The sequence below is a fragment of the Kribbella sp. NPDC002412 genome (genome assembly GCF_053592935.1).
Map to the genome: position 1 here is coordinate 51,604 of NZ_JBSFBL010000040.1, position 23,922 is coordinate 75,525.

Annotated in this window: 25 protein-coding genes; 5 read left to right on the forward strand and 20 right to left on the reverse strand. The window is 70.5% G+C overall.

The genetic code is table 11. The features are described from left to right. Position 1: 1 nt before the first annotated feature. Positions 2-499 (reverse strand): MarR family winged helix-turn-helix transcriptional regulator, encoded by a 498-nt coding sequence (locus ACWCOV_RS28330; protein WP_449832357.1) that lies wholly within the window; start codon positions 497-499, stop codon positions 2-4. A 73-nt stretch (positions 500-572) separates the two neighbouring features. Here ACWCOV_RS28330 and ACWCOV_RS28335 point away from each other — a divergent pair, with 73 nt between their 5' ends. Together ACWCOV_RS28335 and ACWCOV_RS28340 are read left to right on the forward strand one after the other, a co-directional pair. Next, positions 573-1,511: an EamA family transporter gene (locus ACWCOV_RS28335; RefSeq protein WP_449832358.1), complete on the forward strand. Its 939-nt coding sequence runs from the start codon at positions 573-575 to the stop codon at positions 1,509-1,511. Beyond that, positions 1,430-2,044: an NAD(P)-dependent oxidoreductase gene (locus ACWCOV_RS28340; protein WP_449832359.1), complete on the forward strand. Its 615-nt coding sequence runs from the start codon at positions 1,430-1,432 to the stop codon at positions 2,042-2,044. Before ACWCOV_RS28335 ends, ACWCOV_RS28340 begins: the two co-directional genes overlap by 82 nt. Positions 2,045-2,116: 72 nt before the next feature. Here ACWCOV_RS28340 and ACWCOV_RS28345 read toward each other — a convergent pair whose 3' ends face one another. Both ACWCOV_RS28345 and aroQ read right to left on the reverse strand, forming a co-directional pair. Then, positions 2,117-2,755: a LuxR C-terminal-related transcriptional regulator gene (locus ACWCOV_RS28345; RefSeq protein ID WP_449832360.1), complete on the reverse strand. Its 639-nt coding sequence runs from the start codon at positions 2,753-2,755 to the stop codon at positions 2,117-2,119. 317 nt (positions 2,756-3,072) lie between these two features. Continuing rightward, entirely contained in the window at positions 3,073-3,513 is a 441-nt protein-coding gene (gene aroQ / locus ACWCOV_RS28350; RefSeq protein ID WP_449832361.1) for a type II 3-dehydroquinate dehydratase, read from the reverse strand. Positions 3,514-3,598: 85 nt separating this feature from the next. Between aroQ and ACWCOV_RS28355 the strand changes: the two genes are divergently transcribed. Both ACWCOV_RS28355 and ACWCOV_RS28360 read left to right on the forward strand, forming a co-directional pair. Beyond that, complete coding sequence (locus tag ACWCOV_RS28355; protein ID WP_449832362.1) at positions 3,599-4,234, forward strand: RNA polymerase sigma factor; 636 nt, start codon at positions 3,599-3,601, stop codon at positions 4,232-4,234. Further along, positions 4,231-5,148: a hypothetical protein gene (locus tag ACWCOV_RS28360; protein WP_449832363.1), complete on the forward strand. Its 918-nt coding sequence runs from the start codon at positions 4,231-4,233 to the stop codon at positions 5,146-5,148. The genes ACWCOV_RS28355 and ACWCOV_RS28360 overlap by 4 nt, the downstream gene beginning before the upstream one ends. A 28-nt stretch (positions 5,149-5,176) precedes the next feature. Here the strand turns inward: ACWCOV_RS28360 and ACWCOV_RS28365 are convergent, their stop codons facing one another. From ACWCOV_RS28365 to aroC, 4 genes are all read right to left on the reverse strand, one after another. Next, positions 5,177-6,262, reverse strand: coding sequence for a Gfo/Idh/MocA family protein (locus ACWCOV_RS28365; protein WP_449832364.1), 1,086 nt, complete (start codon positions 6,260-6,262; stop codon positions 5,177-5,179). A 94-nt stretch (positions 6,263-6,356) separates the two neighbouring features. After that, the gene (gene aroB, locus ACWCOV_RS28370; RefSeq protein ID WP_449832365.1) at positions 6,357-7,445 is read right to left on the reverse strand and encodes a 3-dehydroquinate synthase; all 1,089 of its coding nucleotides are present in this window, start codon (positions 7,443-7,445) and stop codon (positions 6,357-6,359) included. Beyond that, a complete protein-coding gene (locus ACWCOV_RS28375; RefSeq protein ID WP_449832366.1) occupies positions 7,442-7,939 on the reverse strand; it encodes a shikimate kinase in 498 nt (165 codons plus the stop codon). The genes aroB and ACWCOV_RS28375 overlap by 4 nt, the downstream gene beginning before the upstream one ends. Beyond that, positions 7,936-9,141 (reverse strand): chorismate synthase, encoded by a 1,206-nt coding sequence (aroC, locus tag ACWCOV_RS28380; RefSeq protein ID WP_449832367.1) that lies wholly within the window; start codon positions 9,139-9,141, stop codon positions 7,936-7,938. The genes ACWCOV_RS28375 and aroC overlap by 4 nt, the downstream gene beginning before the upstream one ends. A gap of 115 nt (positions 9,142-9,256) precedes the next feature. Between aroC and ACWCOV_RS28385 the strand changes: the two genes are divergently transcribed. Continuing rightward, positions 9,257-10,366 (forward strand): ADP-ribosylglycohydrolase family protein, encoded by a 1,110-nt coding sequence (locus ACWCOV_RS28385; RefSeq protein ID WP_449832368.1) that lies wholly within the window; start codon positions 9,257-9,259, stop codon positions 10,364-10,366. Here the strand turns inward: ACWCOV_RS28385 and ACWCOV_RS28390 are convergent. The 13 genes from ACWCOV_RS28390 to ACWCOV_RS28450 form a co-directional block, all read right to left on the reverse strand. After that, positions 10,351-11,799 carry an FAD-dependent oxidoreductase gene (locus ACWCOV_RS28390; RefSeq protein WP_449832369.1) on the reverse strand — a complete coding sequence of 483 codons (1,449 nt, stop codon included), beginning with the start codon at positions 11,797-11,799 and terminating at the stop codon, positions 10,351-10,353. The genes ACWCOV_RS28385 and ACWCOV_RS28390 overlap by 16 nt on opposite strands. A gap of 77 nt (positions 11,800-11,876) precedes the next feature. Further along, on the reverse strand, positions 11,877-12,584 hold the full coding sequence (locus ACWCOV_RS28395) for a prepilin peptidase (RefSeq protein WP_449832370.1): 708 nt from the start codon (positions 12,582-12,584) through the stop codon (positions 11,877-11,879). 31 nt (positions 12,585-12,615) lie between these two features. Beyond that, complete coding sequence (locus ACWCOV_RS28400; protein WP_449832371.1) at positions 12,616-13,665, reverse strand: DUF2330 domain-containing protein; 1,050 nt, start codon at positions 13,663-13,665, stop codon at positions 12,616-12,618. A gap of 13 nt (positions 13,666-13,678) precedes the next feature. After that, entirely contained in the window at positions 13,679-15,100 is a 1,422-nt protein-coding gene (locus ACWCOV_RS28405) for an FAD-binding protein (RefSeq protein WP_449832372.1), read from the reverse strand. After that, positions 15,087-15,911 carry a shikimate dehydrogenase gene (locus ACWCOV_RS28410; RefSeq protein WP_449832373.1) on the reverse strand — a complete coding sequence of 275 codons (825 nt, stop codon included), beginning with the start codon at positions 15,909-15,911 and terminating at the stop codon, positions 15,087-15,089. The genes ACWCOV_RS28405 and ACWCOV_RS28410 overlap by 14 nt, the downstream gene beginning before the upstream one ends. 121 nt (positions 15,912-16,032) lie before the next feature. After that, complete coding sequence (gene mltG / locus ACWCOV_RS28415) at positions 16,033-17,229, reverse strand: endolytic transglycosylase MltG (RefSeq protein WP_449832374.1); 1,197 nt, start codon at positions 17,227-17,229, stop codon at positions 16,033-16,035. After that, positions 17,226-17,684, reverse strand: coding sequence for a Holliday junction resolvase RuvX (ruvX, locus tag ACWCOV_RS28420; RefSeq protein WP_449832375.1), 459 nt, complete (start codon positions 17,682-17,684; stop codon positions 17,226-17,228). Before ruvX ends, mltG begins: the two co-directional genes overlap by 4 nt. A gap of 10 nt (positions 17,685-17,694) precedes the next feature. After that, on the reverse strand, positions 17,695-20,364 hold the full coding sequence (gene alaS / locus ACWCOV_RS28425; protein ID WP_449832376.1) for an alanine--tRNA ligase: 2,670 nt from the start codon (positions 20,362-20,364) through the stop codon (positions 17,695-17,697). 5 nt (positions 20,365-20,369) lie between these two features. Beyond that, a complete protein-coding gene (locus ACWCOV_RS28430) occupies positions 20,370-20,609 on the reverse strand; it encodes a DUF6167 family protein (protein ID WP_449832377.1) in 240 nt (79 codons plus the stop codon). Continuing rightward, positions 20,606-21,028 (reverse strand): DUF948 domain-containing protein, encoded by a 423-nt coding sequence (locus tag ACWCOV_RS28435; RefSeq protein ID WP_449832378.1) that lies wholly within the window; start codon positions 21,026-21,028, stop codon positions 20,606-20,608. The genes ACWCOV_RS28430 and ACWCOV_RS28435 overlap by 4 nt, the downstream gene beginning before the upstream one ends. Before the next feature lie 246 nt (positions 21,029-21,274). Beyond that, positions 21,275-22,117 (reverse strand): hypothetical protein, encoded by an 843-nt coding sequence (locus tag ACWCOV_RS28440; protein WP_449832379.1) that lies wholly within the window; start codon positions 22,115-22,117, stop codon positions 21,275-21,277. A 78-nt stretch (positions 22,118-22,195) separates the two neighbouring features. Further along, on the reverse strand, positions 22,196-22,495 hold the full coding sequence (locus ACWCOV_RS28445; RefSeq protein WP_449832380.1) for a nuclear transport factor 2 family protein: 300 nt from the start codon (positions 22,493-22,495) through the stop codon (positions 22,196-22,198). Beyond that, complete coding sequence (locus ACWCOV_RS28450) at positions 22,492-23,859, reverse strand: replication-associated recombination protein A (protein ID WP_449832381.1); 1,368 nt, start codon at positions 23,857-23,859, stop codon at positions 22,492-22,494. The genes ACWCOV_RS28445 and ACWCOV_RS28450 overlap by 4 nt, the downstream gene beginning before the upstream one ends. Positions 23,860-23,922 lie beyond the last annotated feature (63 nt).

Consider the following 23,922-nt stretch of genomic DNA (forward strand, 5'->3'; position numbering starts at 1 on the left):
GTCAATCCCTCTTGTCCCCGAGGGACTCGAGCAGTGTCCGCAGCAGCTCCGCGAACCGCTCCCGCTCGGCGCCGGACAGCCCGGCCAGCAGCTGGTTCTCGGTGTCGATGTGGGCCGGCAGCACGCGGTCGATCAGCTGCAGGCCCTCCTCGGTCAGCGTCACCCGGACACCACGGCCGTCGGTCTCACTGGGCTTCCGCGTGACCAGGCCGCGGGCCTCCAGCCGGTCCAGGCGCTGGCTGATCGCGCCGGACGTCACCATCGACGAGCGCATCAGGCCGGCCGGGGTCAGGCTGTGCTCGGCGTTGCTCCGCCGCAGGGTCGCCAGGACGTCGAACGACGCGCGGTCGAGGTCGTAGCGCGCGAAGTTGCGCCGCAGCTCGGTGTCGAAGAGCTGGCCGAGCCGGCTCACCCGCCCGACGACCCCCATCGGCGAGGCGTCCAGGTCCGGCCGCTGCTCGGCCCACTGCTCGAGCACCAGGTCGACGTGATCAGCCATGGTCCCAGCCTAGTCCTGGATTGCTTAGCGGTGAGGGATTGAAAATAGCTTAGCGCTGAGATACTTTATCTTAGTGCTAAGCAATCGAGTCTCCCTTCTCCTGGTCACGGCGATCACGCCGCTGCTCTGGGGCACCACCTACCTGGTCACCACCGAGCTGCTGCCGCCGGGCCGCCCGCTGCTGGCGGCGGTGATCCGCGCACTGCCTGCCGGGCTGCTGCTCGTGGCGATCACCCGGACGCTTCCCCGCGGAAGCTGGTGGTGGCGCTCGCTGGTGCTCGGCACCCTCAACATCGGCGCGTTCTTCGCGCTGCTGTTCGTCGGCGCCTACCGGCTGCCCGGTGGGGTCGCCGCGACTGTCGGAGCGATTCAGCCGCTGCTGGTCGCCGTACTGTCGACTGGTCTGCTGCGGGAGCGGCTGTCGACGCGGACTGTCTTCACGGCGATCGCTGGAGTGTTCGGTGTCGGGTTGCTGGTGTTGCGAGCCGATGCGCGCCTCGACACCCTGGGTGTGGTCGCAGCACTCGGCGGCGCGGTCGTGATGGCGTTTGGCGTCGTACTGAGCAAGCGGTGGACGTCACCGGCTCCCCTGCTGGCCACCACCGGCTGGCAACTCGTTGCAGGCGGTCTGGTCCTGCTTCCGGTCGCCTATTTGGTCGAGGGTGCGCCGCCGGCCATGACTGCCCACAACCTGCTCGGCTACGGCTACCTGACGATCATCGGGTCCGCGCTGGCCTACGCGCTGTGGTTCCGGGGGCTGCGCAGCCTCTCCCCCACGGATGTCACGTTCCTCGGCCTGCTCAGCCCGGTGATGGCGACACTGCTCGGCTGGCTCGCCCTCGATCAGCGCCTGACCACCGCTCAACTCATCGGCGGCCTGATCGTCGTCGCGTCCCTCGTCACTGCCCAGATCAAACGAAAGGTCCGCACGTGCGCATCCTCGTCTTCGGAGCCTCCGGCGCGGTCGGCAGCCGGGTCGTCCAAGAGGCCGTTGCCCGCGGCCACCAGGTGACCGGCGCCAGCCGTACGCCGACGGCCGCACACCTCCGGCGTGGTGACGCCACCGACCCGGACGATGTCGCCGTACTGAGCCGGGACCATGACGTGGTCATCAGCGCGACACGGCCGCGGCCGGGGCAGGAGGACGAGCTCGTCCAGGCTGCCAAAGGTCTGCTGATCGGCTTGCGGCACAGCGGCGTGCGGCTGATCCTGGTCGGCGGTGCGGCCGGCCTGATCGATGGTCGCACCGGGCTGACCGTCATGGAGTCGCCGGACTTTCCGCCCGACTGGCGCCCGATCGCCCAGGCCTGCAACGAGCAGCTCGAGCTGGTGCGCGCTGCGACCGACGTCCACTGGACGTACGTCAGTCCGCCCGCTCTGCTCGAGCCGGGCACTCGGACCGGGAGCTACCGGCTTGGCACGGACCACCTCGTCACTGACGCCGCCGGTGGGTCGTCCATCTCGATGGAGGACTTCGCGATCGCGTTGGTCGACGAGGCCGAGCAGGCGCGACATGTGGGCGCTCGGTTCACGGTCGGCCACTAGGCGGTGCGCACGCAGCAGCCGGCCCTCGCGGAGTGCGAGGGCCGGCTGTCGGGCGTCGTACTGGATGTTGTGCTAGATGAGGCCTTCGCGCAGTGCGTAGGCGACGGCGTGAGAGCGGTTCTTCAGTTGCAGGCGGCTGGTGACGTCGTGCAGGACGTTCTTGACCGTCCGCTCCGAATAGGACAGCTCGCGGGCGATCTCCTGCGTGTCCTTGCCGTCGGCCACCAGCCGCAGGACCTGCGTCTCGCGGTCGGTCAGCCCGGTGTGGGACAGCCCGCGCGGCGCCATCACGTGCCGCTGCATCCGCGACACCTGACCGAGCAACCGGCCGAGCAGATCCGGCGGCAGACTGCCGTCACCTGCAGCGGCGGCCTGCACGAGGTGCACGATGCGATCGGCCGTCGCCTCGGTCCGCCGAAGCACACCGGACACCCCCAGCTCGACCGCGGTCATCAACGCGTCGTCGTCGATCGCGCTGCCGATCAGCACGGTCCGGCGGCACCCCCGTTGCGTTGCCACCCGGAGCACCTGCACCGCTGCCGCGTCCAGCGAGTCGACGGCGATCAACGCGACCACTGGCGGGGCAGTGCGCTGATCAGCCGACTTGGCCTGGATCGACGCCAGGTCGGCGTCGGTGAGCAGGGCGATCTCCGGCCGCTGCCTGAGCGCGTGCACCAACCCGAACTGCGACAGCGGGTCAAGGGCTTTCACCCAGACAGGAAGACGTTGCTGCGTGGACATACTCGTCACTCCCCCAGAGCGTTGATGAACGGAACGGACCGAATCCGCAGTCACACGAACCCCCAAAATCGTCGATTCCGATCGTGCACCCGAACCTTCAGCCAGCCTTAAGACCAGTGCCGGCCGGACCACGACCCAACGCCAAGCGTGAGCAACGGCGTTGCCGCAGCACGGATCCAGCTCGTCCAGGCCTGCCTTCACCTGCTAGATGCCCAAAAGGGCACATTGGTTATCAGCCCGTCGCCCCCAGGCTGGGCGCGTCTTCGGTCCGACGGCTAGGTGGTCGGTCAGTCCGCGAGTGCGGTGAGGGCGCGGAGGGCGAGGCGGTAGGAGTCGACGCCGAAGCCGGCGATGGTGCCGGTGGCGACGCCGGAGACGACGCTGTTGTGCCGGAACTCCTCACGGGTGGCGGGGTTCGTCAGGTGGATCTCGATCAGCGGCGCGGTGCGCTGGGCACAGGCGTCGCGCAGCGAGTACGAGTAGTGCGTGAACGCGGCCGGGTTGAGCACCACCGGCAGCTTCCCGTCGGCCGCCTCGTGCAGCCAGCCGACCAGCTCGGCCTCGTCGTCGGTCTGCCGGACCTCGACCTCCAGCCCGAGCTCGGCGCCGGCCTTCTCGCACTCCGCGACCAGGTCGGCGAACGTCGTCGTCCCGTACTTCTCCGGCTCCCGCGACCCCAGCCGCCCAAGATTCGGCCCGTTCAGCACCAGCACACGTCGTCCACTCACACGCCCACCCTAGTGGAGCATCTCCCGCCGGAACTCGCTGCCTGACTAACCGAACCGCCGTGCCCCCTGCCGGACTCATCCTGGTGTGACCACAGACATGGGAGTGCGGATGGAGAACGGCCCCGGGCAGGCGGTGGCGACGGACCGCGGCCTGTGGGACCGGCTGCGGTCGGCCGACGGGCACGCCTTCGCCGAGCTGTTCCACCGGCACTGCGACGCCGTGCACAACTTCGCGTTCCGCCGTACGTCGTCCTGGTCGGCGGCCGAGGACGTCGTCCAGGCCACCTTCGCCACCCTCTGGCGGCGAGCCCGGACCGGCCGGGTCGACGCTCTCGACCTGGACTCGGCCCGGCCGCTGCTGCTGGTGATGGCGGGTCACGAGTGCGGCAACGTGCTGCGGTCGTCCCGGCGGCAGGCCGCGCTGCGGGACCGGATCCAGCTGATCGACAGCGCGGGTACGGCGGAACCCGACCACTCGTCGGTCGCCGCCGCGAAGGTGGACGACGAGCGGGCGATGAGCGACATCCGCCGGATCCTCGACAAGCTGCCCGCCAAGCAGCGCGAGGTGGTGGAACTGGTCGTGTGGTCGGAGTGCTCGATGGCCGAGGCCGCGCGCGTCCTCGGCATACCCGAAGGAACTGTCAAGTCCCGGCTGGCGCGGGCGCGGACCAGCCTCGCCGGCCTCCTCGACCTCGGCGCCGCGAAGGAAGGCCTGTCATGACCAAGCAACTCCCAGCCGACCGGCCGCTCCCGCATCGCCAAGAGATCCTCGAACGGATCCTGGCCGACGAGGCTGCACCGCCCCGGCGCAGCCGCACCTGGCTGATCCCGGTCGGCGCAGCCGCCTCGATCGCGCTGATCGCGACCGGCGCACTGATCGCATCCGGCCGGCACGCCGACACCACCCCCGCACCCCCGGCCGCGGACCCCACGCCGACCCGCACCAACAACGCGGGACCGGCCGACGTCCACATCGACGCCGGCCCAGTCACCGGCGCGGAGAAGAATGCCGCCGTGCAGGCCTGCCTGGTCACCGTCGGCCAAGGTTCGGCCACGCCAGCAGTGGTCGGCCACGCGGTGAAGGTCCGCAGCTGGGTCGAAGGCAAGGTGGACACCACGATCGCGGTCATCGGCTACGCCTGTGTCGGTCGCGGCGGCCCGTGGGACGCGACCACAGTCGCGGTAGGCCGGAACGGCAAGGTCGTGGGCAACCCACCGGACGCCACCCACCCGGCGGCGCCCACTGACGGGACCGGCGCGCGACTGCTGTTCGTCGACTTCGACCGCAAGCCCGACCTGCTCGTCCAGGAAGGCTGGTACAACGTCGACGACCGCGTCGCCACGATGCGCCAACGCTGGATCGTCCGCGGCAAACCCGGGCCCTGGTACGTCGCAGAGGCAGCCGACGGACTCGTCTACCTCCGCTCCTGGAACGAGTCCGCCGCCCTCAAGGTCGGCGAACAGGTCCGGGTCGAGACCCAGGTGCTCGACCGGGACGGGAGGCTGCTCGACGCGCCGGCCGACCAGAAGGGTGGCGGCGGTCTGACGCCGAGCCCGGGCACCACCCGGGTCGACGTCGGCACCGTCGTACGCCTGCCCGGCCAGCAGCTCGGCGACATCCGCTTCACCAAGTAGCCAGGACCAAGTGATCAGGACCAGGTGATCAGGACCAGGGAGCTCCGGGTCCGCCCATCCGCCGGGCGTACTCGGAGCCGTGGGCCAGCTCACCCCGGCGGACCGGCTTGTCCGTGAAGGCCGAGGCGTAGATCGCGGCCGCGAGCTCGATCGTGTTCCGGGCTTCGGCCAGCGGCACGGGCGCCGCCTTGCCGGCCGTCAGCGCGTCGAGGACAGCGTTGAGCTGAGCGGTGTGCCCACTCGGCACCTCGGCCAGGTCCGCGGCCCACGCCGCACTCACCGCGTCCTGGTCGGGCGCGGGCGTGACGGTCCAGCTCTCGTTCTTGTAGCCGTACAGGTGTTCCAGCTCGACCGTCGCGTTCTCGTAGTCGAAGCGGAGCTCGGACGTCTGCCGCGGCGAGACCAGCGAGTTCACGACCGAAGCCACCGCGCCGTTCTCGAAGGTGACCAGCGCCATCGAGACGTCCTCGGTCTTGGTCGGCCGGGCCTGCCGGGCCGCGATCGCGGTGACCTTCTCCCACGGCCCGAGGATCGACAGCAGCAGGTCGAACTGGTGGATCCCGTGCCCCATCGTCGGGCCGCCGCCCTCGACCTCGAACGTCCCGCGCCACGGCATCGCGAAGTACTCGTCGTCCCGGTACCAGACCGTGTTGCACAAGGCAACCAACGGCCGCCCGAGCACCCCGTCGGCGGCGAGCTCGCGCAATCGCACCGCACCCGACCCGAAGCGGTGCTGGAAGATGCACACGACCTGCGCGGACGACGCCCGCTCGGCCTCCAGCAGCTCGTCGAGCTCGTCCAGCGACAACGTCGGCGGCTTCTCCGTCAGTACGTCGACACCCGCCGCGAGGCACTCCGCGGCCAACGGCACGTGCGAGCTCGGCGGCGTACACAGGTGAACCAGGTCGACGTCACCGGCCGCGAGCAGCTCGGTCAGGCTCGAGTAGACCGCGGGGATGTCCCACTTGGTCGCGAACGCCTGCGCGCGGTCGAGGTCGACGTCGACCGCGCCGACGAGCTGGGCGCGGTCTGCACAGGCCACCACCGCCCCGGCATGGGCGTTGGCGATCCCGCCGGTGCCGACGATCGCGATCCGGTACTTGCTGTCAGACATGCAGGCCCTTTCGCTGGAAAGCCCTTTCCAAGATTCATCCTGGAGGGATTGCCATCGATGTACAAGGGCCGGTCCGACAGGTGACCGGTTCCGGTCAGCTGACTTCGGCGTAGGCCGCGACCAGCAGGCCCGGGTCCGGGGCCTCGAAGATCGCCGGCTTGGCGAGGCCGTCGAGGACGACGAAGCGGAGCCGGTCGGCGCGGGTCTTCTTGTCCAGCTTCATCGCGTCCTGCAGGTGCGGCCAGGCGTCGGCGCGGTACTTCACCGGAAGCCCCAGCGTCTCCAGTACGGCGCGATGCCGGTCGGCGGTCGCGTCGTCGAGGCGACCCGCCGCGCGGGCGAGCTCGGCGACGAAGACCATGCCGATGCTGATCGCGGCGCCGTGCCGCCACTTGTACCGCTCGACCCGCTCGATCGCGTGGCCGAGGGTGTGGCCGTAGTTCAGCGCCTCCCGGCCGATCCGGCCGCCGGCCGTGGTGGTCCGCTCCCGCAGGTCCGCGCCGACGGTGTCGGCCTTGACCTGGATCGCGCGGGCGATCAGTTCCTCGGTGGCGTCGTACTCCGGGCTGGAGGCGCCGGCCGGGTCCTTCTCGACCAGGTCGAGGATCACCGGGTCCGCGATGAAACCGCACTTCACCACTTCGGCGAGACCGCTGACGTAGTCGTTGCGCGGCAGCGTCTCCAGCGCGGCCAGGTCGCACAGCACGCCGGCCGGCTCCCAGAACGCGCCGACCAGGTTCTTGCCCTCGGCGGTGTTGATACCGGTCTTGCCGCCGACCGCCGCGTCGACCATGCCGAGCAGCGTGGTCGGGATGTGCACGACCTTCACGCCGCGCAGCCAGGTGGCGGCGACGAACCCGGCCAGGTCGGTCGTCGTCCCGCCGCCGACGCTCACGATCGCGTCCGACCGGGTGAACCCGGCCTGCCCGAGCACCGACCAGCAGTACGCCAGCACCTCCGCGGTCTTGGCCTCCTCGGCATCCGGGATCTCGATCGCGTGCGCGGTGTACCCGGTCGCGGTGAGGTCGTCGCGGATCGCGTCTCCACTGGACCGCAACGCCCGCGGGTGGATCACCGCGACCCGCTGAACACCATCACCGAGCAGCCCGGGCAGCTCCCCGAGCAGGTTGTTGCCGATCACCACGTCGTACGGCGCCGCCGCAGCAACCCTGATCCGGGTCATCTCAAGTGCTCCAGGATTTCGTCGGCGATCTCGTCGGGCGTGCGGTTGTCGGTCTGCACGGTCAGCTTGGCGACCTCGGTGTAGAGCGGGCGGCGCGCCTCCATCAGGTTGCGCAGCTGGGTGCGGACGTTGCCGAGCAGCAGCGGGCGGGCGACTCCGAGGCCGACGCGCTTGGCCGCCTCGCCGAGGCTGACGTCCAGGAAGACCACGGTGTGCCCGGCCAGGTCGGCGCGGGTTTCCGGGTCGAGAATCGCGCCGCCGCCGAGCGACAGCACGTCATCGCCCTGCAGCGCGGCGACGATCGCGGCCCGTTCGAGCGCGCGGAAGTGCGGCTCGCCGTGGTCGACGAAGATGTCCGAGATCGGTTTGCCGGCATCCGCCTCGATGTCGGCGTCGGTGTCGCGGTGCCGCACGCCGAGCCGCTCGGCCAGCAGCGCGGCGACGGTCGACTTCCCCGACCCTGGCGGCCCGACCAGGACGACAACCGGGCTCACAGCTCTGCCCACTCCCGCGGCGTGATGGTCGACGGCAGGTTCGCCAGGTACGCCTTGTGGTTGCGGGACGACTCCTCGACCGAGTCGCCGCCGAACTTCTCCAGCGCGACCTCGGCCAGCACCAGCGCCACCATCGCCTCGGCCACGATCCCCGCGGCCGGTACGGCGCAGACGTCGGAGCGCTGGTGGTGCGCGGCCGCGGCCTCGCCGGTGGTGGTGTCGATCGTGCGCAGCGCCCGCGGCACGGTCGCGATCGGCTTCATCGCGGCCCGCACCCGCAGCGTCTCGCCGGTGCTCATCCCGCCCTCGGTGCCGCCCGAGCGGCCGCCGGTCCGCCGGACCACGCCGTCCTGGGCAACGATCTCGTCGTGTGCCTTCGACCCGGGCGTCCGGGCCAGCTCGAACCCGTCGCCGAGCTCGACACCCTTGATCGCCTGGATGCCCATCAGCGCGCCGGCCAGCTTGGAGTCCAGCCGCCGGTCCCAGTGCACGTAGCTGCCGAGGCCGGGCGGGAGTCCGTCCACGACCACCTCGACCACGCCGCCGAGCGTGTCACCGGCCTTCTGCGCGGTGTCGATCTCGGCCACCATCGCCTTGCTCGCGTCCGCGTCCAGGCAGCGCACCGGGTCCGCGTCCAGCTTCGCGACGTCGCCGTACGACGGGATCACGCCGTACGGCGCCTTGACCGTGCCGAGCTCGACGACGTGGCTGACGATGGTCACGCCGAACGCCTGGTTCAGGAAGCGGGCGGCGACCTCGCCGAGCGCGACCCGGGCCGCGGTCTCGCGGGCGCTGGCCCGCTCGAGCACCGGGCGGGCCTCGTCGAAGCCGTACTTCTGCATGCCGGCCAGGTCGGCGTGACCGGGGCGCGGGCGGGTCAGCGGCGCGTTCCGGGCCAGGTCGGCCAGCGTCTCCGGGTCGACCGGGTCGGGTGACATCACCTGCTCCCACTTCGGCCACTCGGTGTTGCCGACCTGGATCGCGATCGGGCTACCCAGCGACAGCCCGTGCCGGAACCCGCCCACGAACGTCACCTCGTCCCGCTCGAACTTCATCCGGGCGCCGCGGCCGTAGCCCAGCCGACGACGAGCCAGGGCGTCGGCCACGTCGTCCGTGGTGACCTTGACGCCTGCGGGAAGACCTTCGAGTACGGCGACGAGCGCTTGTCCGTGCGACTCGCCGGCGGTGAGCCAGCGCAGCATGCCCCGATTCTTCCACGCTGCTTCCACCACCCGGACCCCGGTCTCACTGCGCAGCGACCTCGAACGGGTTGAGCAGCCGCGGATCTGCTGACACCACGGTCGATAGGGTCGTGCCATGAACCGGGCTGCGGAGGAGACGTGGCGGGCGCGGGTGCGCGGCTGCCTGCTGGGTGGGGCGATCGGCGACGCGCTGGGCGGCCCGGTCGAGTTCGAGAACAGTACGTCGATCGTCGCCGAGCACCCCGACGGGGTCCGGACGTTCGTGTCCGGACGGATCGGCTGGCCGCCGGGGACGATCACCGACGACACCCAGATGACGCTGTTCACCGCCGAGGGGCTGATCCGGGCCGGAGTGCGGACCGATCGCGGGATCGGGTTCACGGTCGCGGTCGTGCACCACGCCTACGACCGGTGGCTGGACACGCAGGAGCTCCGGTCTCCGAGTGGTGAACGCGACGGCTGGTTGCAGGGCGAGCAGTGGTTGTACGCACGCCGGGCGCCCGGCAAGACCTGTCTCAGCGCGTTGCAGGGCGCACGGCAAGCCGGGCAGTTCGGCACGCAAGCCCGGAACGACTCCAAAGGTTGCGGTGGAGTGATGCGGGTGGCGCCCTTCGGCCTGCTGCCCTCGAAGTGGTTCGACCGGGACTGGGTGTTCGACTCGGCCGCCGACGCCGCCGGCTACACCCATGGCCACCCGACCGGCAAGCTCGCGTCGGGCGCTCTCGCGGTGATCATCCGCGAGCTCTGCGAGGGCGCGGACCTCAACGCCGCGCTGGACACGACCGCGGCAGTCCTCGCGCAGCGTCCAGACCACGAGGAAACCAGTACGGCGCTAGCGGCCGCGCGCCAACTGGCCGCCGGCGTATCCGAGCACGGCCCGGCGACCGTCGAGAAGCTGGGCGGCGGCTGGGTCGCAGAAGAAGCTCTCGCGATCGCCGTGTACGCGGCACTCGCCTACCCGGCGCCCGAGCAGTTCCTGGACGCGCTGGCGCTGTCGGTCACCCACACCGGCGACAGCGACTCCACCGGAGCGATTTGCGGGAACATCCTGGGCGCCCTCCACGGCGAGACGGCCCTGCCGCCAGAGCTCGTCTTCGCCGTCGAGGGCCGCGCAGCCATCCTCGAACTGGCCGACGACTTCGCCCTGGAGTTCACCAGACCCGCCCGTCTGCACGGCGACTACAACCCCGACCTCAGGTGGCGGACCCGTTACCCAGGCTGGTGAGCCTCGATCGACAGCTTGTGCCGGAAGGTGTTGCGGGGATCCCACTTCGCCTTGATCTGCTGCAGCCGCGGGTAGTTGCCGAGGTAGTAGAGGTCGTGCCAGGGCACGCCGGACTTGTTGTACGCCGGGTCGGCCAGGTCGACGTCGGGATAGTTGATGTACGACCCGGCGTTGGTCGCGTTCGGGACCGGCGCTCCACCGGTGTCCTGGTAGATGCCGGCGTACAGCTTGCGCAGCCAGGCCAGGTGCTTGGCGTCGTCGGCCGGGTCGGACCAGCCGGCCGCCATCACCATCTTGCACATCACGTCGCGCTGCGCCGTGGCGGTCGCGTCGGACGGGACCGTGTTCACCTTCCCGCCGTACGGGACGAACAGCACTGAGGACTCCGGTCCGTTGTACGTCGTGTCGGTCAGGCCCTGGTAGAGCGTGACGAGTTGCGCGTCGGTGTAGCCCTTCTTCAGGTAGCCGGCCTTGTACTTGCCTCGGCCCGGCGACGGGGTCTCGGCGATCGAGCGCTGCATCGTGGTGTGCAGGAACGGCCCGACGCCGGCCTCGATCACCTGCGGCTTCGGGTCCAGGCCCTCGACCATCGCGTGGTTGAACGCCTTCATCAGCGCCGCTGCGTTGGGAACCGCGGCGTCCAGCTGCGTCGACAGCAGGAAGCTCCCGGCCGACGAGTGCGTCAGGATCAGCGGGCTGTAGAGCGTCGCGTACGGCGAGTCGGCGGTGTTGTTCCGCTCGTAGAAGTCGAAGAAGTTCCGCAGTGCGCGGACGAACTCGGCCTGCCCGATGGACTTCCAGTCGTAGACGATCAGGCTGGACAGCAGCGCTGCCGGTGCCTTGGGCAACAACTCGGACGGCTCCCGGCCGGTCGCGCCCGCCGTCCGCATCAGGTAGCGGGTGACCACGCCGAAGTTGCCGCCACCACCACCGGTGTGCGCCCACCACAGGTCCTGGTAGGCGTTGTCGCGGGTCGCCACCACCGACCGGGCCCGGCCGCGGGCGTCGACGACCACGACCTCCACGCCGTACAGGTGGTCCACGACGGAGCCGTGCTTGCGCGACAGCGGCCCGTACCCGCCGCCGCTGAAGTGGCCGCCGACGCCTACGCCGAGGCAGCCGCCGCCGGGCACGGTGACGCCCCAGCCGTAGAACAGCTCCTTGTAGACGGTCTCGAGCGTCGCACCCGCGCCGATCGAGAAGGCCCGGTAGCGGTTGTCGAAGGTGACCTCGTCGTACGTCGACATGTCGAGCAGCACCTCGGTGCCGCTGCTGTCCACGAAGTCCTCGAAGCAGTGCCCGCCGCCGCGGACCGCGATCCGCTTCCCGCTCCGGACCGCTTCCCGCACAGCCTGTACGGCGTCCTCGGTCGACCGGATCACCCGCGCGTACGCCGGCTTGGCGACGAACCGGCGGTTCTGCCCGCGCTGCACCAGGTCCTGGTACCGCGCGTCGTCCGGCCGGATCAGCCGTCTCCCACATCAGCCGTTCGGCTGACCGGCCGCATCAGCTATCCGACGTACAACTCCGCAAGTGGTCCACCGAGGAGCACCCCGCCCAGGGCGCCGATCAGCATGAAGGGACCGAAGGGGACCATCTGCTTGCGGGTCATCACCTTGGTCGCGATCAGCGCGATCCCGACGACCGCGCCGAGGAAGAAGCCGCCGTACAGGCCGGTGATGAACTCGCCCCAGCCCAGCCAGCCGAGCGCGAGGCCGAGCAGGCCGGACAGCCGGACGTCGCCGAAGCCGACGCCGCGCGGGAACACGAACCACAGCACGTAGAACACCGCGAACCCGATCGCACCCGCGATCACCGCGCGGCGCAGCGAGCCCCACTCCCCCGACACGACGGCCGCGCCGAGCAGCGCCAGCCCGACGACCAGGTACGACGGCCAGATGATCGCCGACGGCAAGTACCGCGTCCGCGCGTCGATGTACCCGAGCACGGCGCCGGACACCGCGAGCAGGAGCCAGGCGACCAGCACCGGGGTCGTCCCGAGCATCCAGCCGAGCAGTCCGCCGGACACGGCCGCGAGCAGACCACACCAGGACGCCGCCCGCCGCCCGGCCAGGTCGGCGTACGGGATCTTGGTCTCGCCCTCCTCCAGCGTCGGCTCGGGGATCCGCCGCATCAGCCAAGGGCCGAGCAGGTACGCCGCGGGACCGCAGAAGACCACACCGGCCCCTGCGGCGAGCATCGCGTTCTCAGCCGGCACGATCCAGGAGCCTAGACGATTTCCGGCGCGGCTACGCGCGGCCTGTGGACGACCGCCGTACCAGGATCCTGGCGACGACCGCCGCGACGAGGCCGAGCAGCAGCGGACCGCCGAGCAGGATGCCGACCGTGCTCCACAGACCGTCGTTGACCGTCACGTACCGGACCCGCTGGAACTCGTCGTCCGTCGCGGCCCGCTGGAAGACGAAGTCGTCGGTGATCCGGCCCGGTTCGTCGTACTCGGCCGTGTAGGCGGTCAGGAAGTTGGCGGGCGCCGGCAAGGCCTCGTCCTGGACCCGGCCGGCGTACAGGAGCTCCGGCCTGACGGCAGCGTCCGGCAGCTGGGTCGCGTCGACGCGATGCTCGGCGGCGACGTAGACCGTGACCGTCTGGTCGGACGTCGCGCCCTTGCTGAGCCGCATCGGGTAGACGATCCGCTCCGAGGCGAAGGTCAGCTTGAGCGGCGGGGTCGACCCGCTCATGTTCTCGCCGGGCTGCTTCGGCGCGAGCTTCACCGCGACGATCTCCCACTTCTCGGCCAGGTACGGCGTGAGGTTCGCGGCCAGCGTGGGCGGGACGACGTACGCGTTCGAGCGCAGCCAGTCGATCACCGCGCCGCCACTGGTGCCGGTCAGCCGGACGACCTCGAACGGGCCGAGCACCATCTGCTGCCGCACGTTCACCCCGTTGCCGTTGCCGGGAGCCGCGCCGGCGGTGTCGCCCCGGCCGCTCCCCATGATGCCGAGGTCCCGGAACGGCCAGTACGTCTTGCGCTCCTCGACCCGCTCCCGGGTGGTCCACTGCAACCGGCTGAACAGCCCTTCCTCGCCGAGCTCGACCTTGGCCTCGGACGGCACCGGCATGATCCAGGCCGCCTTCTTCGACGACCCGTTGATCGCCATCGACACGGTGATCTCCTCGGTCCCGCCCTGGTGGCGGACCAGCGCGTTCTCGCCGTACGCCCGAGCCCGCGACTCCTGGTCGGGCAGGTAGCCGCCACACGCACACGCCCACGCAGGCGTCACCCCGGCCGCGACGAACCCGAGAGCCAGCACACCCGCGACAATCCGCCAGAACCTCATGGCCGGAGACTAGCTAGGCAAGGGTGTACGGGGTGCGGAAGAAGCTGGCTGGGTCGTACTTCTTCTTGACCGTGCGGAGGCGGGCCAGGCTCGCGCCGTAGTAAGTGCTGACCGAGCGGCCGTTCTCGACGTAGTTCACGTAGCCGCCGGCCGAGTACTTGCGGACCGCGCGATGGCCGTTGGTGATGAAGGTCTGCGCCGTTCGGCCCTGCGCGGACGAGTACCACTGGATCACGCCGAGCGCCGACCGCCAGGCCCACGACGAGCCACCACTCGGCTGCTTGGCCGCCTGACCGCCGAGCGGGTCGATGATCGCCGACGCCGGCGTCTTCGCCCGCGCCGCCGCCTTCACCGCACCGAGCAGCGCGGTGATCGTCGCGGCGTCCATCGGGCCTTTCAGTACGTCGGAACCGGCCTGGAACCCGGTCCGCGGGCTGGTCGTCCCGCCGCCGAGGTACCGGACCGCCTCCAGGTGCGTCTTCACCGTGATCGACCGCGACGAGGCCTTCGAGCCGACGAACGACTCCAGCTGCGCGGCCGCGGCCGCCGCGTTGCCGGTGGTGGAGATGCCGAGCACATGGACCGACAGCGTTCCGTTGCTGCGGGCATCGATGTGCAGGTTGCCCCAGGACGTGACCGGCGCCGACTGGGCGAACTTCTGCCAGCCGCGGACGACCGCCGCAGCCTTCGACTCCGGCCAGGTCAGCCGGAAGAACCCGAGCTTCGTCGCCGGGATGGTCGCGAACCGGAACGACGTCACCACGCCGAGGTTCCCGCCGCCGCTGCCCCGCAACGCCCAGAACAGGTCCGGGTCGGCCGCGGCGCTGACGTTCCGGGCGACGCCGTCGGCGGTGATCACGCCCATCGAGAGGATCCGGTCGCAGGTGAGCCCGAACGCCCGGGTGTGGATCCCCATCCCGCCGCCCAGCGAGAGCCCGGCGACGCCGACGGTCGGGCAGGTGCCGGTCGGCAGCGAGCGCCCGTACTTGTCCAGGAAGGCGTGTACGTCGTACAGCCGGGCGCCGGCGCCGACAGTCAGGACGCCGTTCGCGTAGCTCATCCCGCGGATCGCGCCGAGGTCGACCATCAGGCCCTTGCTGATCGTCGAGGCGCCGACGTACGAGTGCCCGCCGCCCTTCGGGACCATCACGAGCTTGTTCGAGCGGGCGAAGTTGATCGCCTTCTGGACGTCGGCGGCGTTCGCGGCCTTGACGACCCCGGCCGGCTGGATCGAGTCCCAGCGCGGGTTGAACAGCTGGTGCGAGGCCGCGTAGCCGGAGCTCGCGGGCAGGTACAGCCGGCCCTTGAGCGAGCGGGAGAAGCTGTTCCAGTTCGGCGCCGCGGCCGCGGGTTTCGGGTCGGAGCAGCTCGTCAGCACTCCGGCGGTGACGACTGCACCTGCTCTCAGCAGGGTCCGGCGGTCAAACTGGCCCACGATCGTCGAGCTCCTCACGGGCGGCGGTCCTCATGGCCGCCAGGGGCGCCGGCGACCTACCGGTCATCATCTCCACCTGGAGGGTCGCCTGATGCACGAGGAGATCAAGGCCGTTCAACAGCTCTGTACCGATTCGGTGCGCCGCGATCGCCAAGCCGGTCGGCCACGGGTGGTACGCCACGTCGAACACCACCGGCGCGACCCCGGCGAAGTGCTCCGCCCACGGGTCGACGGCGCCGCCGGGCAGCGTCGAGACGCACAGGTCGAACCCGCCGATCTGCTCGACCTGCGAGAAGTCCGCGACCGACGTCTTCAGCCCCAGCTCGGCGGCCAGGTCCAGCAGCCGCTCGGCTCTGGAGACGTCCCGGACGACGACGGTCACCTCGCTGACCTTCATACCACGCAAGGCCGCCAGCGTGGACGCCGCGGTCGCCCCACCACCCAGCACGACGGCGGAGTCGGCGGCGGTGATCCCGCGCTCGGCGAAGGCGTTCACCAGCCCGGGTACGTCGGTGTTGTGCGCCGACCGGGATCCGTCCGGCTCGAACAACATCGTGTTCGCCGCGCCGATCAGCTCCGCGACCGGGTCGACGGTGTCCACCAGGTCCAGCGCGACCCGCTTCAGCGGCATCGTCAACGACAAGCCGCGAACATCGTCCCCGAGCGAGGCGACGAATCCACGCAACTCGTCCTCGCCCACCTCGAAAGCGTCGTACTGCCAGTCAAGCCCGAGCGCGGCATACGCGGCCCGGTGCATCGCCGGCGACAACGAGTGCGCAATCGGCGACCCGAGAACGGCACATCGGGTCATGGGGCCTCCCGGCCTGGACTCAGGAGCGGAGGGAGCGAAGCGACTGGAGTGACGAGGGAAGGCCGGGAGGCACAGCCCCATGACCCCGCCGTGCCGGAGGCGCGGCAATCCAACACAGTCATCAGCACCGGCCTTTGTGCGCTTGGCACCAGGCCTGCAGTTTCTTCACGTTGGCCTCGTGCTCGTCCGACGTGCTCGCGAACGCCGTCTCGCCGGTGTCCAGGTTGACCAGGGTGAAGTACAGCCAGGAGCCCTGGGCCGGGTTGAGCGCGGCCCGCAGCGTGTCCTTGGTCGGCGAGTTGATCGGCGTCGGCGGCAGGCCCTTCACCTTGTAGGTGTTGTACGGCGAGTCCATGTCGCGCTGCTCCGGCGTGGTGAACACGCCGCCGTCCCGGCCGACCACGTAGTGGATGGTCGAGTCCATCTGCAGCCGCATGCCGACCCGCATCCGGTTGTAGATCACCCGCGACACCTTGGCGTAGTCCTGCGGGCGGTTGGTCTCGGCGCCGATGATGCTGGCCACGATCACCGCCTGGTACGGGTCCAGCTTCTTGCGCTTGGCGGTCCCCACCAGGTCCAGCTCGGCCGCGGTCGTCGCGTACTTCTGCGTCATCATCTTGATGATCGTGTACGCCGTCGCGCCCTTCGACACGTCGTAGGTGCCCGGGTACAGGAAGCCCTCGGCGTTGTTGTGCGCGTACGGTGGCAGGCCCAGCGCGGCCGGCTTCGACAGCGCGGTCGCGGCGGCGCCGGCGGGCAGCTTCAGCTTCGGCGACTTCTGCAGCGTCTCGCTGACCTCGGCCTTGGTCAGGCCGGCCCGGAACCCGATCCGGGTGACCAGGATCGACTTGCCGGTGTCCAGCATCAGCTCGAGCGCGGCCTTGGCCGACATCTCCTTGTGCAGGGTGTAGGTGCCGGCCTGGAGCTGGCGCGAGCGCGGGTCGTCCCGGGCCACCCGCTCGAACGCCTTGGCGCTCTTCACCACGCCCTTCTTCTCCAGCGTGTCCGCGATCGCCTGCGCGCTCTGGCCCTGGGTGATCTCCACCACGACCGTGCCGGTGCCGGCGCCCTCGAAGTCGGGGGCGGCGAACATCTGCTCCAAGGCTTCCCGGCCCTTGCCGAAGCCGATCACGGCCCCGGCCACCAGCGCGCCGACGACCACCAGCGAGATCAGGCCGGCGAAGCAGCCGAACCCGCGCCGCGCCCGCGCCTTGCGGCGGTTCGCCCGGCGCTCGACCCGGCTCTCGGGCCGCAATCCGAGGCCGGTGCCCAGATCGTCGCCGTCGGTCACGTCGTCTTCCACCGGTGTTCTGTTCACAGGGGCCTCCCGGGTGGGTTCCCAGTCTCGCGCTCCACGTCGAGAGCGTGTTGCAGAATCACGACCGCCGCGGCCTGGTCGACCACGGCCCGCCGCTTGGAGCCCTTCTTACCCCGCTCCCGCAGCATGCGCTCGGCGGTGACCGTGGTGAACCGCTCGTCCACCAGGCGCACTGCCGTCCCCGAGTTGCCCTGCTGCACCTTAGCCCGCACCAGCTCCGCCGTTTCCCGGATCTTCACCGCGGCCGGTCCTTCGCCTCCGGACAGCGAGCGCGGCAGGCCGACCACGATCTCGACCGCCGCCAGTTCGGCGGCGAGTGCGGCGATCCTATCCAGATCGCCGGGCCCCCGGCGGATCGTCTCCACCGGGGTGGCCAGGATTCCGTGCGGATCGCTGCTGGCGACGCCGATCCGGACGTCGCCGATGTCGAGCGCGAGCCGCACACCAGATCTCATCAGGAACGCATCAACCCGTCACGAGCTGGCCGATGGTGTGCTCGACCGCGGACAGCGCGTCGTCGGCGCCCGCCGGGTCGGTGCCGCCACCCTGCGCGACGTCGTCCTTGCCGCCACCGCGGCCGCCCAGCTTCTCGGCGGCGACCCGGACCAGGTCACCGGCCTTCAGCCGCCACTCGCGCGCGGTGTCGTTGAGCGCGATCACCACACCGGGCTTGCCGTCGTTCACGCTCAGTACGGCGACCACGGCCGGCTTGTCGGCCGCCATCCGGCCGCGGACGTCGAGGGCCAGCTTCCGCAGGTCCCCGCCGTTCACGCCGTCGGGGGCGCGATGACCGACGTACTGGACCCCGAAGACGTCCTTCGGGTTCGCGGACAGCTCGGCGGCGGCGGCCAGCACCTGGCCGGCCTTCATCCGCTCGAGCTCCTTCTCCGCGGCCCGCAGCCGCTCGGCCAGGTCGGCCACCTTCGCGGGCAGCTCCTCCGGACGGGCCTTGAGGTTCTCGCTCAGCAGCCGGACCAGCGCGCGCTCCTTGCCGAGGTAGCGCAGCGCCTCCATGCCGACGAACGCCTCGAGCCGGCGAACACCGGCGCCGACCGACGACTCACCGGTCACGGTCAGCGCACCGACCTGGGACGAGTGCTTCACGTGCGTGCCACCACAGAGCTCGCGCGACCAGGGGCCGCCGATCTCCACGACCCGCACCTGCTCGTCGTACGTCTCGCCGAACAGGGCCAGCGCGCCCCACTCCCGGGCCTCCGGCAGCGTCATGTACTGCGCCGAGACCGGCAGGTCCTGCCGGACGGCGAGGTTCGCGACCTCCTCGATCTCGGACCGGGTCGCCTGGTCCAGCGCCGACGACCAGGCGAAGTCGAGCCGCAGGTAGCCGGGCTTGTTGTACGAACCGCTCTGCAGCGCGTTCGGGCCGAGCACCTGCCGCAGCGCCGCGTGCACGACGTGCGTGCCGGAGTGCGCCTGGCACGCGGACACGCGCCACTCGTGGTCGACCTCGGCGTGCACGTCCAGGCCCGTCGTCAGGACACCCTCGACGACCTCGACCTTGTGCACGATCAGGCCCTTGACCGGCCGCTGTACGTCGAGCACCTTCAGCTTCACGCCGTCGGCGACGATCAGGCCCTCGTCGGCGATCTGGCCACCGGACTCCGCGTAGAACGGGGTCTTCTCCAGCACCACCTCGACGGTCTCGCCCTGCTCGGCGGACGGTGCTACGACGCCCTCGCGCAGCACCCCGCGGACCTGCGAGTCGGTCGCCAGCTCCTGGTAGCCGGTGAACTCGGTGACGCCCTTCTCGCGCAGCTCCCGGTAGCCCGAGGTGTCCGCGTGGCCGGCCTTCTTGGCCCGCGCGTCGGCCTTGGCCCGCTCGCGCTGCTCCTTCATCAGGGCCTTGAAGCCCTCGGTGTCCACGTTCAGGCCCTGCTCGGCGGCCATCTCGACGGTCAGGTCGATCGGGAAGCCGTAGGTGTCGTGCAGCTGGAACGCCTTCGCGCCCTCGAGCTGGTGCGCGCCGCCGGCCTTGGTCTCGCGAACGGCGATGTCGAAGATGCTGGTCCCGGCCGTGAGGGTCCGGCGGAACGCCTCCTCCTCGGCGTACGCGACCTGGCTGATCCGGCCGAAGTCCGGCTCCAGCTCGGGGTACGACTTCTTCATCTGCTCCAGGCTGACCGGCAGCAGCTCGACCAGGCTCGGGTCCTCGTAGCCGAGCAGGCGCATCGAGCGGATCGCCCGGCGGAGCAGCCGGCGCAGCACGTAGCCGCCCTGCTCGTTGCCCGGGTTCACGCCGTCGCCGATCAGCATCAGCGCGCTGCGGACGTGGTCCGCGACCACCCGGAACCGCACGTCGTCGGTGTGGTCGGCGCCGTACTTGCGGCCGCTCAGCTCCGAGGCCTTCTCGATCACCGGGTAGATCTCGTCGATCTCGTACATGTTGTCGACGCCCTGCAGCAGGTAGGCCACCCGCTCCAGGCCGAGACCGGTGTCGATGTTCTTCTTCGGCAGCTCGCCGAGGATCGGGTAGCCCTCCTTGCCGCCACCCTCACCGCGGATGTTCTGCATGAAGACCAGGTTCCAGAACTCCAGGTAGCGGTCGCCCGCCTCCCAGTCCCGGTCGGCGCCGAACTCCGGGCCGCGGTCGATCAGGATCTCCGAGCACGGGCCGCACGGGCCGGGGATGCCCATCGACCAGAAGTTGTCCTTCATGCCGAGCCGGACGATCCGGTCGTCGGGCAGGCCGGCGACCCGCTTCCACAGGTCGATCGCCTCGTCGTCGTCGTAGTACACCGACGCGTACAGCACCGACTCGTCGAAGCCGTAGCCGCCGTCGCGCTGGGACCGGGTGACCAGGTCCCAGGCGTACTCGATCGCCTTCTCCTTGAAGTAGTCGCCGAAGGAGAAGTTGCCGTTCATCTGGAAGAACGTGCCGTGCCGGGTGGTCTTGCCGACCTCGTCGATGTCGAGGGTCCGGACACACTTCTGCACACTGGTCGCGCGCGAGTACGGCGGCGTCTGCTGACCGACGAAGTACGGCACGAACTGGGCCATGCCGGCCACGTTGAACAGCAGGTTCGGGTCCGGCGACGGCAGCGGCGCACTCGGCACCACGGTGTGGCCGCGGTCCTCGAAGTACCGCAGGAACCGCCGCCTGATCTCACTGGTTTCCATGGGTGTTACCGGTAGTCCTCACGCGTGTCTGTGTTTGTGTCGATGCCGAGCGCGTCCCGCAGCTCGGTCTCCCGTTCGGCCATGCCCTCGCGCACCTCGTCGCCGAAGTGCCGGATCGCGGCGGCCACCTTGGCCGCGGACTCCTGCAGGCTCTCCGGGGCGAGCACCTGGGCGCGCTTCTTCAGCCGGGTCACGGCGTACACGCCGACCGCGATGCCGATGACCAGCCAGAAGATCCGCTTCATCGGATGTCACCCCGCTTGCGTGCCTTGCGCTCGGCCTTCATCTCTTCATTCACTCGCCGGGAGACGTCCTTGCGCTGGCTGTCGCCGAGCGCCTTGCGGACGCCGTACGTGAACGCCGCCGCCTTCACCAGCGGGCCGCCGGCGGTCGCCGAGAACAGCGACATCAGGGCCGCCGCGTTCGTCGTCACCGTGGTCGCGTTGTCGGTGATGGTGTCGACCTTGGCGAGCTGTGCGTTGGTGGTGGCCACGGTACTGGTCACCTCGCCGAGCAACGGGACGCTGGAGTCGGAGACGCCCTTCACCATGATCCGGGTCTCGTCCAGGACCTTGCCCAGCTTCAGGATCGGATAGGCCAGCAGGCCCACCAGGATGAGCAGCGCGCAGGCGGCTATCAGCCCCGCGACTTCACCGACGCTCATGGGAAACGATCCACCTTCCGTTGCGACCTCGTGGACCGCCCGACCTTATCGCGCGGCCATACCTCAGTCCGCTCCAGGACACCATCCCTCAGATCACAGTCCCCCACCAAACCCACGGACCGGGCTGATCGCCGGTCCCACCCGGGCCCGGCTGGGCAACTCCCTGGTGTCACCCAGCCGGGCTCGGCTACGTCGCGGCGTCACCAGGTACACAGGGTGTGCAGGGGGCGCTGCGGCGTGGCTGTGTCACCCGATCGGGCTCAGCTGGGTGAGCCCGGGCGGGATCGGGATCGGGAGCAGCCTCGGGCCCTTGCTCCGAGTCGGCGTCGGGCTCGGGGTCGGGCTCGGGCTCGGCGCGGTCGGGGTCGGGCTGGGGATCGGGCTTGGCGTCGGCTGCTCCGGGGTGCTGGGTTGCGTCGGGGACGGCGCCGGTTGAGTCGGCTCCACCGTGGCGGTCGGGCTGGGCGAAGGCGCCGGCGTAGTGGACGCGGGCGGGCTCGGTGGCGCCGTGGTCGGCTTGCTCGGCGACGGCCTCGGCGTCGCGGGCTGCGTCGATGATGCCGGAGCTGCCGGCGCCGTCCAGGGTGGTGCCGGCGCCGTCGGGCTCGCCGAGCCTTGCGCCTCCGGGAACCACTCCGTGACCGGGTCCGACGTCCTCGATCCCGACCGGGACGGCTCTTGGCTCCGGTTCTGCTGGTTCGGCGTCGTGGTCACCTCGTCCGGCGAGCTGCCGAACGGCTTCCCGACCGGCGGCCTGGTCGTCGTACCTTCGTTCGAGGTCGTGTCCTGGGACTCGGTCGGAGGAGGCGGCGGCGAGGTCGTCGTCGCCGTCTCGCGTCCCCCGAACGGGACGAACAGGAGCAGCCCGGCCAGCGCCAGCACGGTCGCGACGAGGGCGCTGATCTTGACGACGGGCGGGCCGCCGTACCGGCCGATCGGTCCGCGGACCGGTTGGCCGTCCTGGTCGACCCAGAAAGCCCAGCCGGCCGGTGGACTCGGCCAGGAACGATCGGGTGTGAAGTTCTTTGGCGGGCGCCACCGCGCGTTCGGCGGTTCCGGCCAACCGGGGGGCGGGTTGAACTGCCTCAATGCAAAAACCTTTCACCCCCAGGCCGCTTGGCAGCCTACCCACCTGAGCCGACCACACAACCCGGCACCCCCGACGGACTAGTCGAAGGTGACGGTGAGTGTTTGTACGGCGCCGGCTGGTGTCCAGGTGAGGGCCATGGTGCCCGTGGTGCCGCTCGACCAGCGGAAGCGGGTCTCGTCGTCGAACAGGGTCATGGTTTCGGTGGGTGGGTTCTCGCGGTAGGCCGCGGCGATCGCCGTACGGCCGTGGAAGGGGCCGGCCGGGACGTTCACGAAGGTCATGGTGGCGTCGGCGGCGAAGCGGGCGGCAAAGGTGTCCCAGTCGCCGGTGGTGACGGCGTGGTTGAAGGCGTCGACGTGGTCGGTGGTGCGGCTCACTTGCGGTCCCGGAGGATCTTGCGGATGTTCGCGACCCGGTCCGCGTACGCCGCCTCGCCGCCGTGGCGGGTCGGGTTGTAGTAGTCGGTGCCGTCGATCACGTCCGGCGCGTACTGCTGCGGGACGATGCCGCGCGGGTCGTTGTGGGAGTACTGGTACGACGAGCCGTGGCCGATCTTCTTCGCTCCGGCGTAGTGGGCGTCGCGCAGATGGGGTGGCACCGGGCCGACCTTGCCGGCCTTCACGTCGGCGATCGCGGCGTCGACGGCCATGATCACCGCGTTGGACTTCGGAGCCAGCGCGAGGGCGACGACCGCCTGCGCGAGGTTGATCCGGGCCTCCGGCATGCCGATCAGCTGGACGGCCTCGGCTGCGGCGACCGCGACGCCGAGCGCGGTCGGGTCGCCCATGCCGATGTCCTCACTCGCCGAGATCACCAGCCGCCGGGCGATGAACCGTGGGTCCTCGCCGGCCTCGATCATCCGGGCCAGGTAGTGCATCGCGGCGTCCACATCCGAACCGCGGATCGACTTGATCAGCGCCGACGCGACGTCGTAGTGCTGGTCGCCGGCCCGGTCGTACCGCACCGCGGCCCGGTCGACGGCCGTCTCGAGCGTCTTCAGGTCGATGACCTCGGCTTCCTTCGCCCGCGCGCCACCGGCCGCGGCCTCCAGGTAGGTCAGCGCCCGCCGGGCGTCTCCCCCGGCCATCCGGAGCAGGTGGTCGCGAGCGTCCTGCGCCAGCTCGAACTCGCCGTTCAGCCCGCGCTCGTCGGCCAGCGCCCGGTCCAGCAGTACGGCGATGTCGTCGTCGGTCAGCGACTCGAGGGTGAGCAGGAGCGATCGCGAGAGGAGTGGTGAGATCACCGAGAAGAACGGGTTCTCGGTGGTCGCCGCGACCAGGGTCACCCAGCGGTTCTCCACGCCGGGTAGCAGCGCGTCCTGCTGCGCCTTCGTGAACCGGTGCACCTCGTCGATGAACAGCACCGTCTCGACCGCCCCGGTGGCCCGGGCCAGATCCCGCCGAGCCGCGTCGATCACCTGCCGAACGTCCTTCACCCCCGCGGTGACGGCCGACAACTCCACGAACTTCCGGTTCGTCTGGTGCGAAACCACCGCCGCGATGGTGGTCTTCCCCGTCCCCGGCGGACCCCAGAGCAGCAACGACATCGGCTGATCCCCCTCGACCAGCCGCCGCAGCGGTGACCCAGGCGCCAGCAGATGCCCCTGCCCCACCAGCTCGTCAAGACTCCGCGGCCGCATCCGCACAGCCAACGGCGCAGCCGTGTGATCCATATCCGCCAGACTCCCGCCACCACGAGCCGGCGCGGGAGCACCCGGAATCTCGAACAAGCCCTCACTCACGCGAGAAGCCTAACCAGCCGCACCGACAACGGCGCACCGCCGCCGTGGGACGGCCCGGACCGC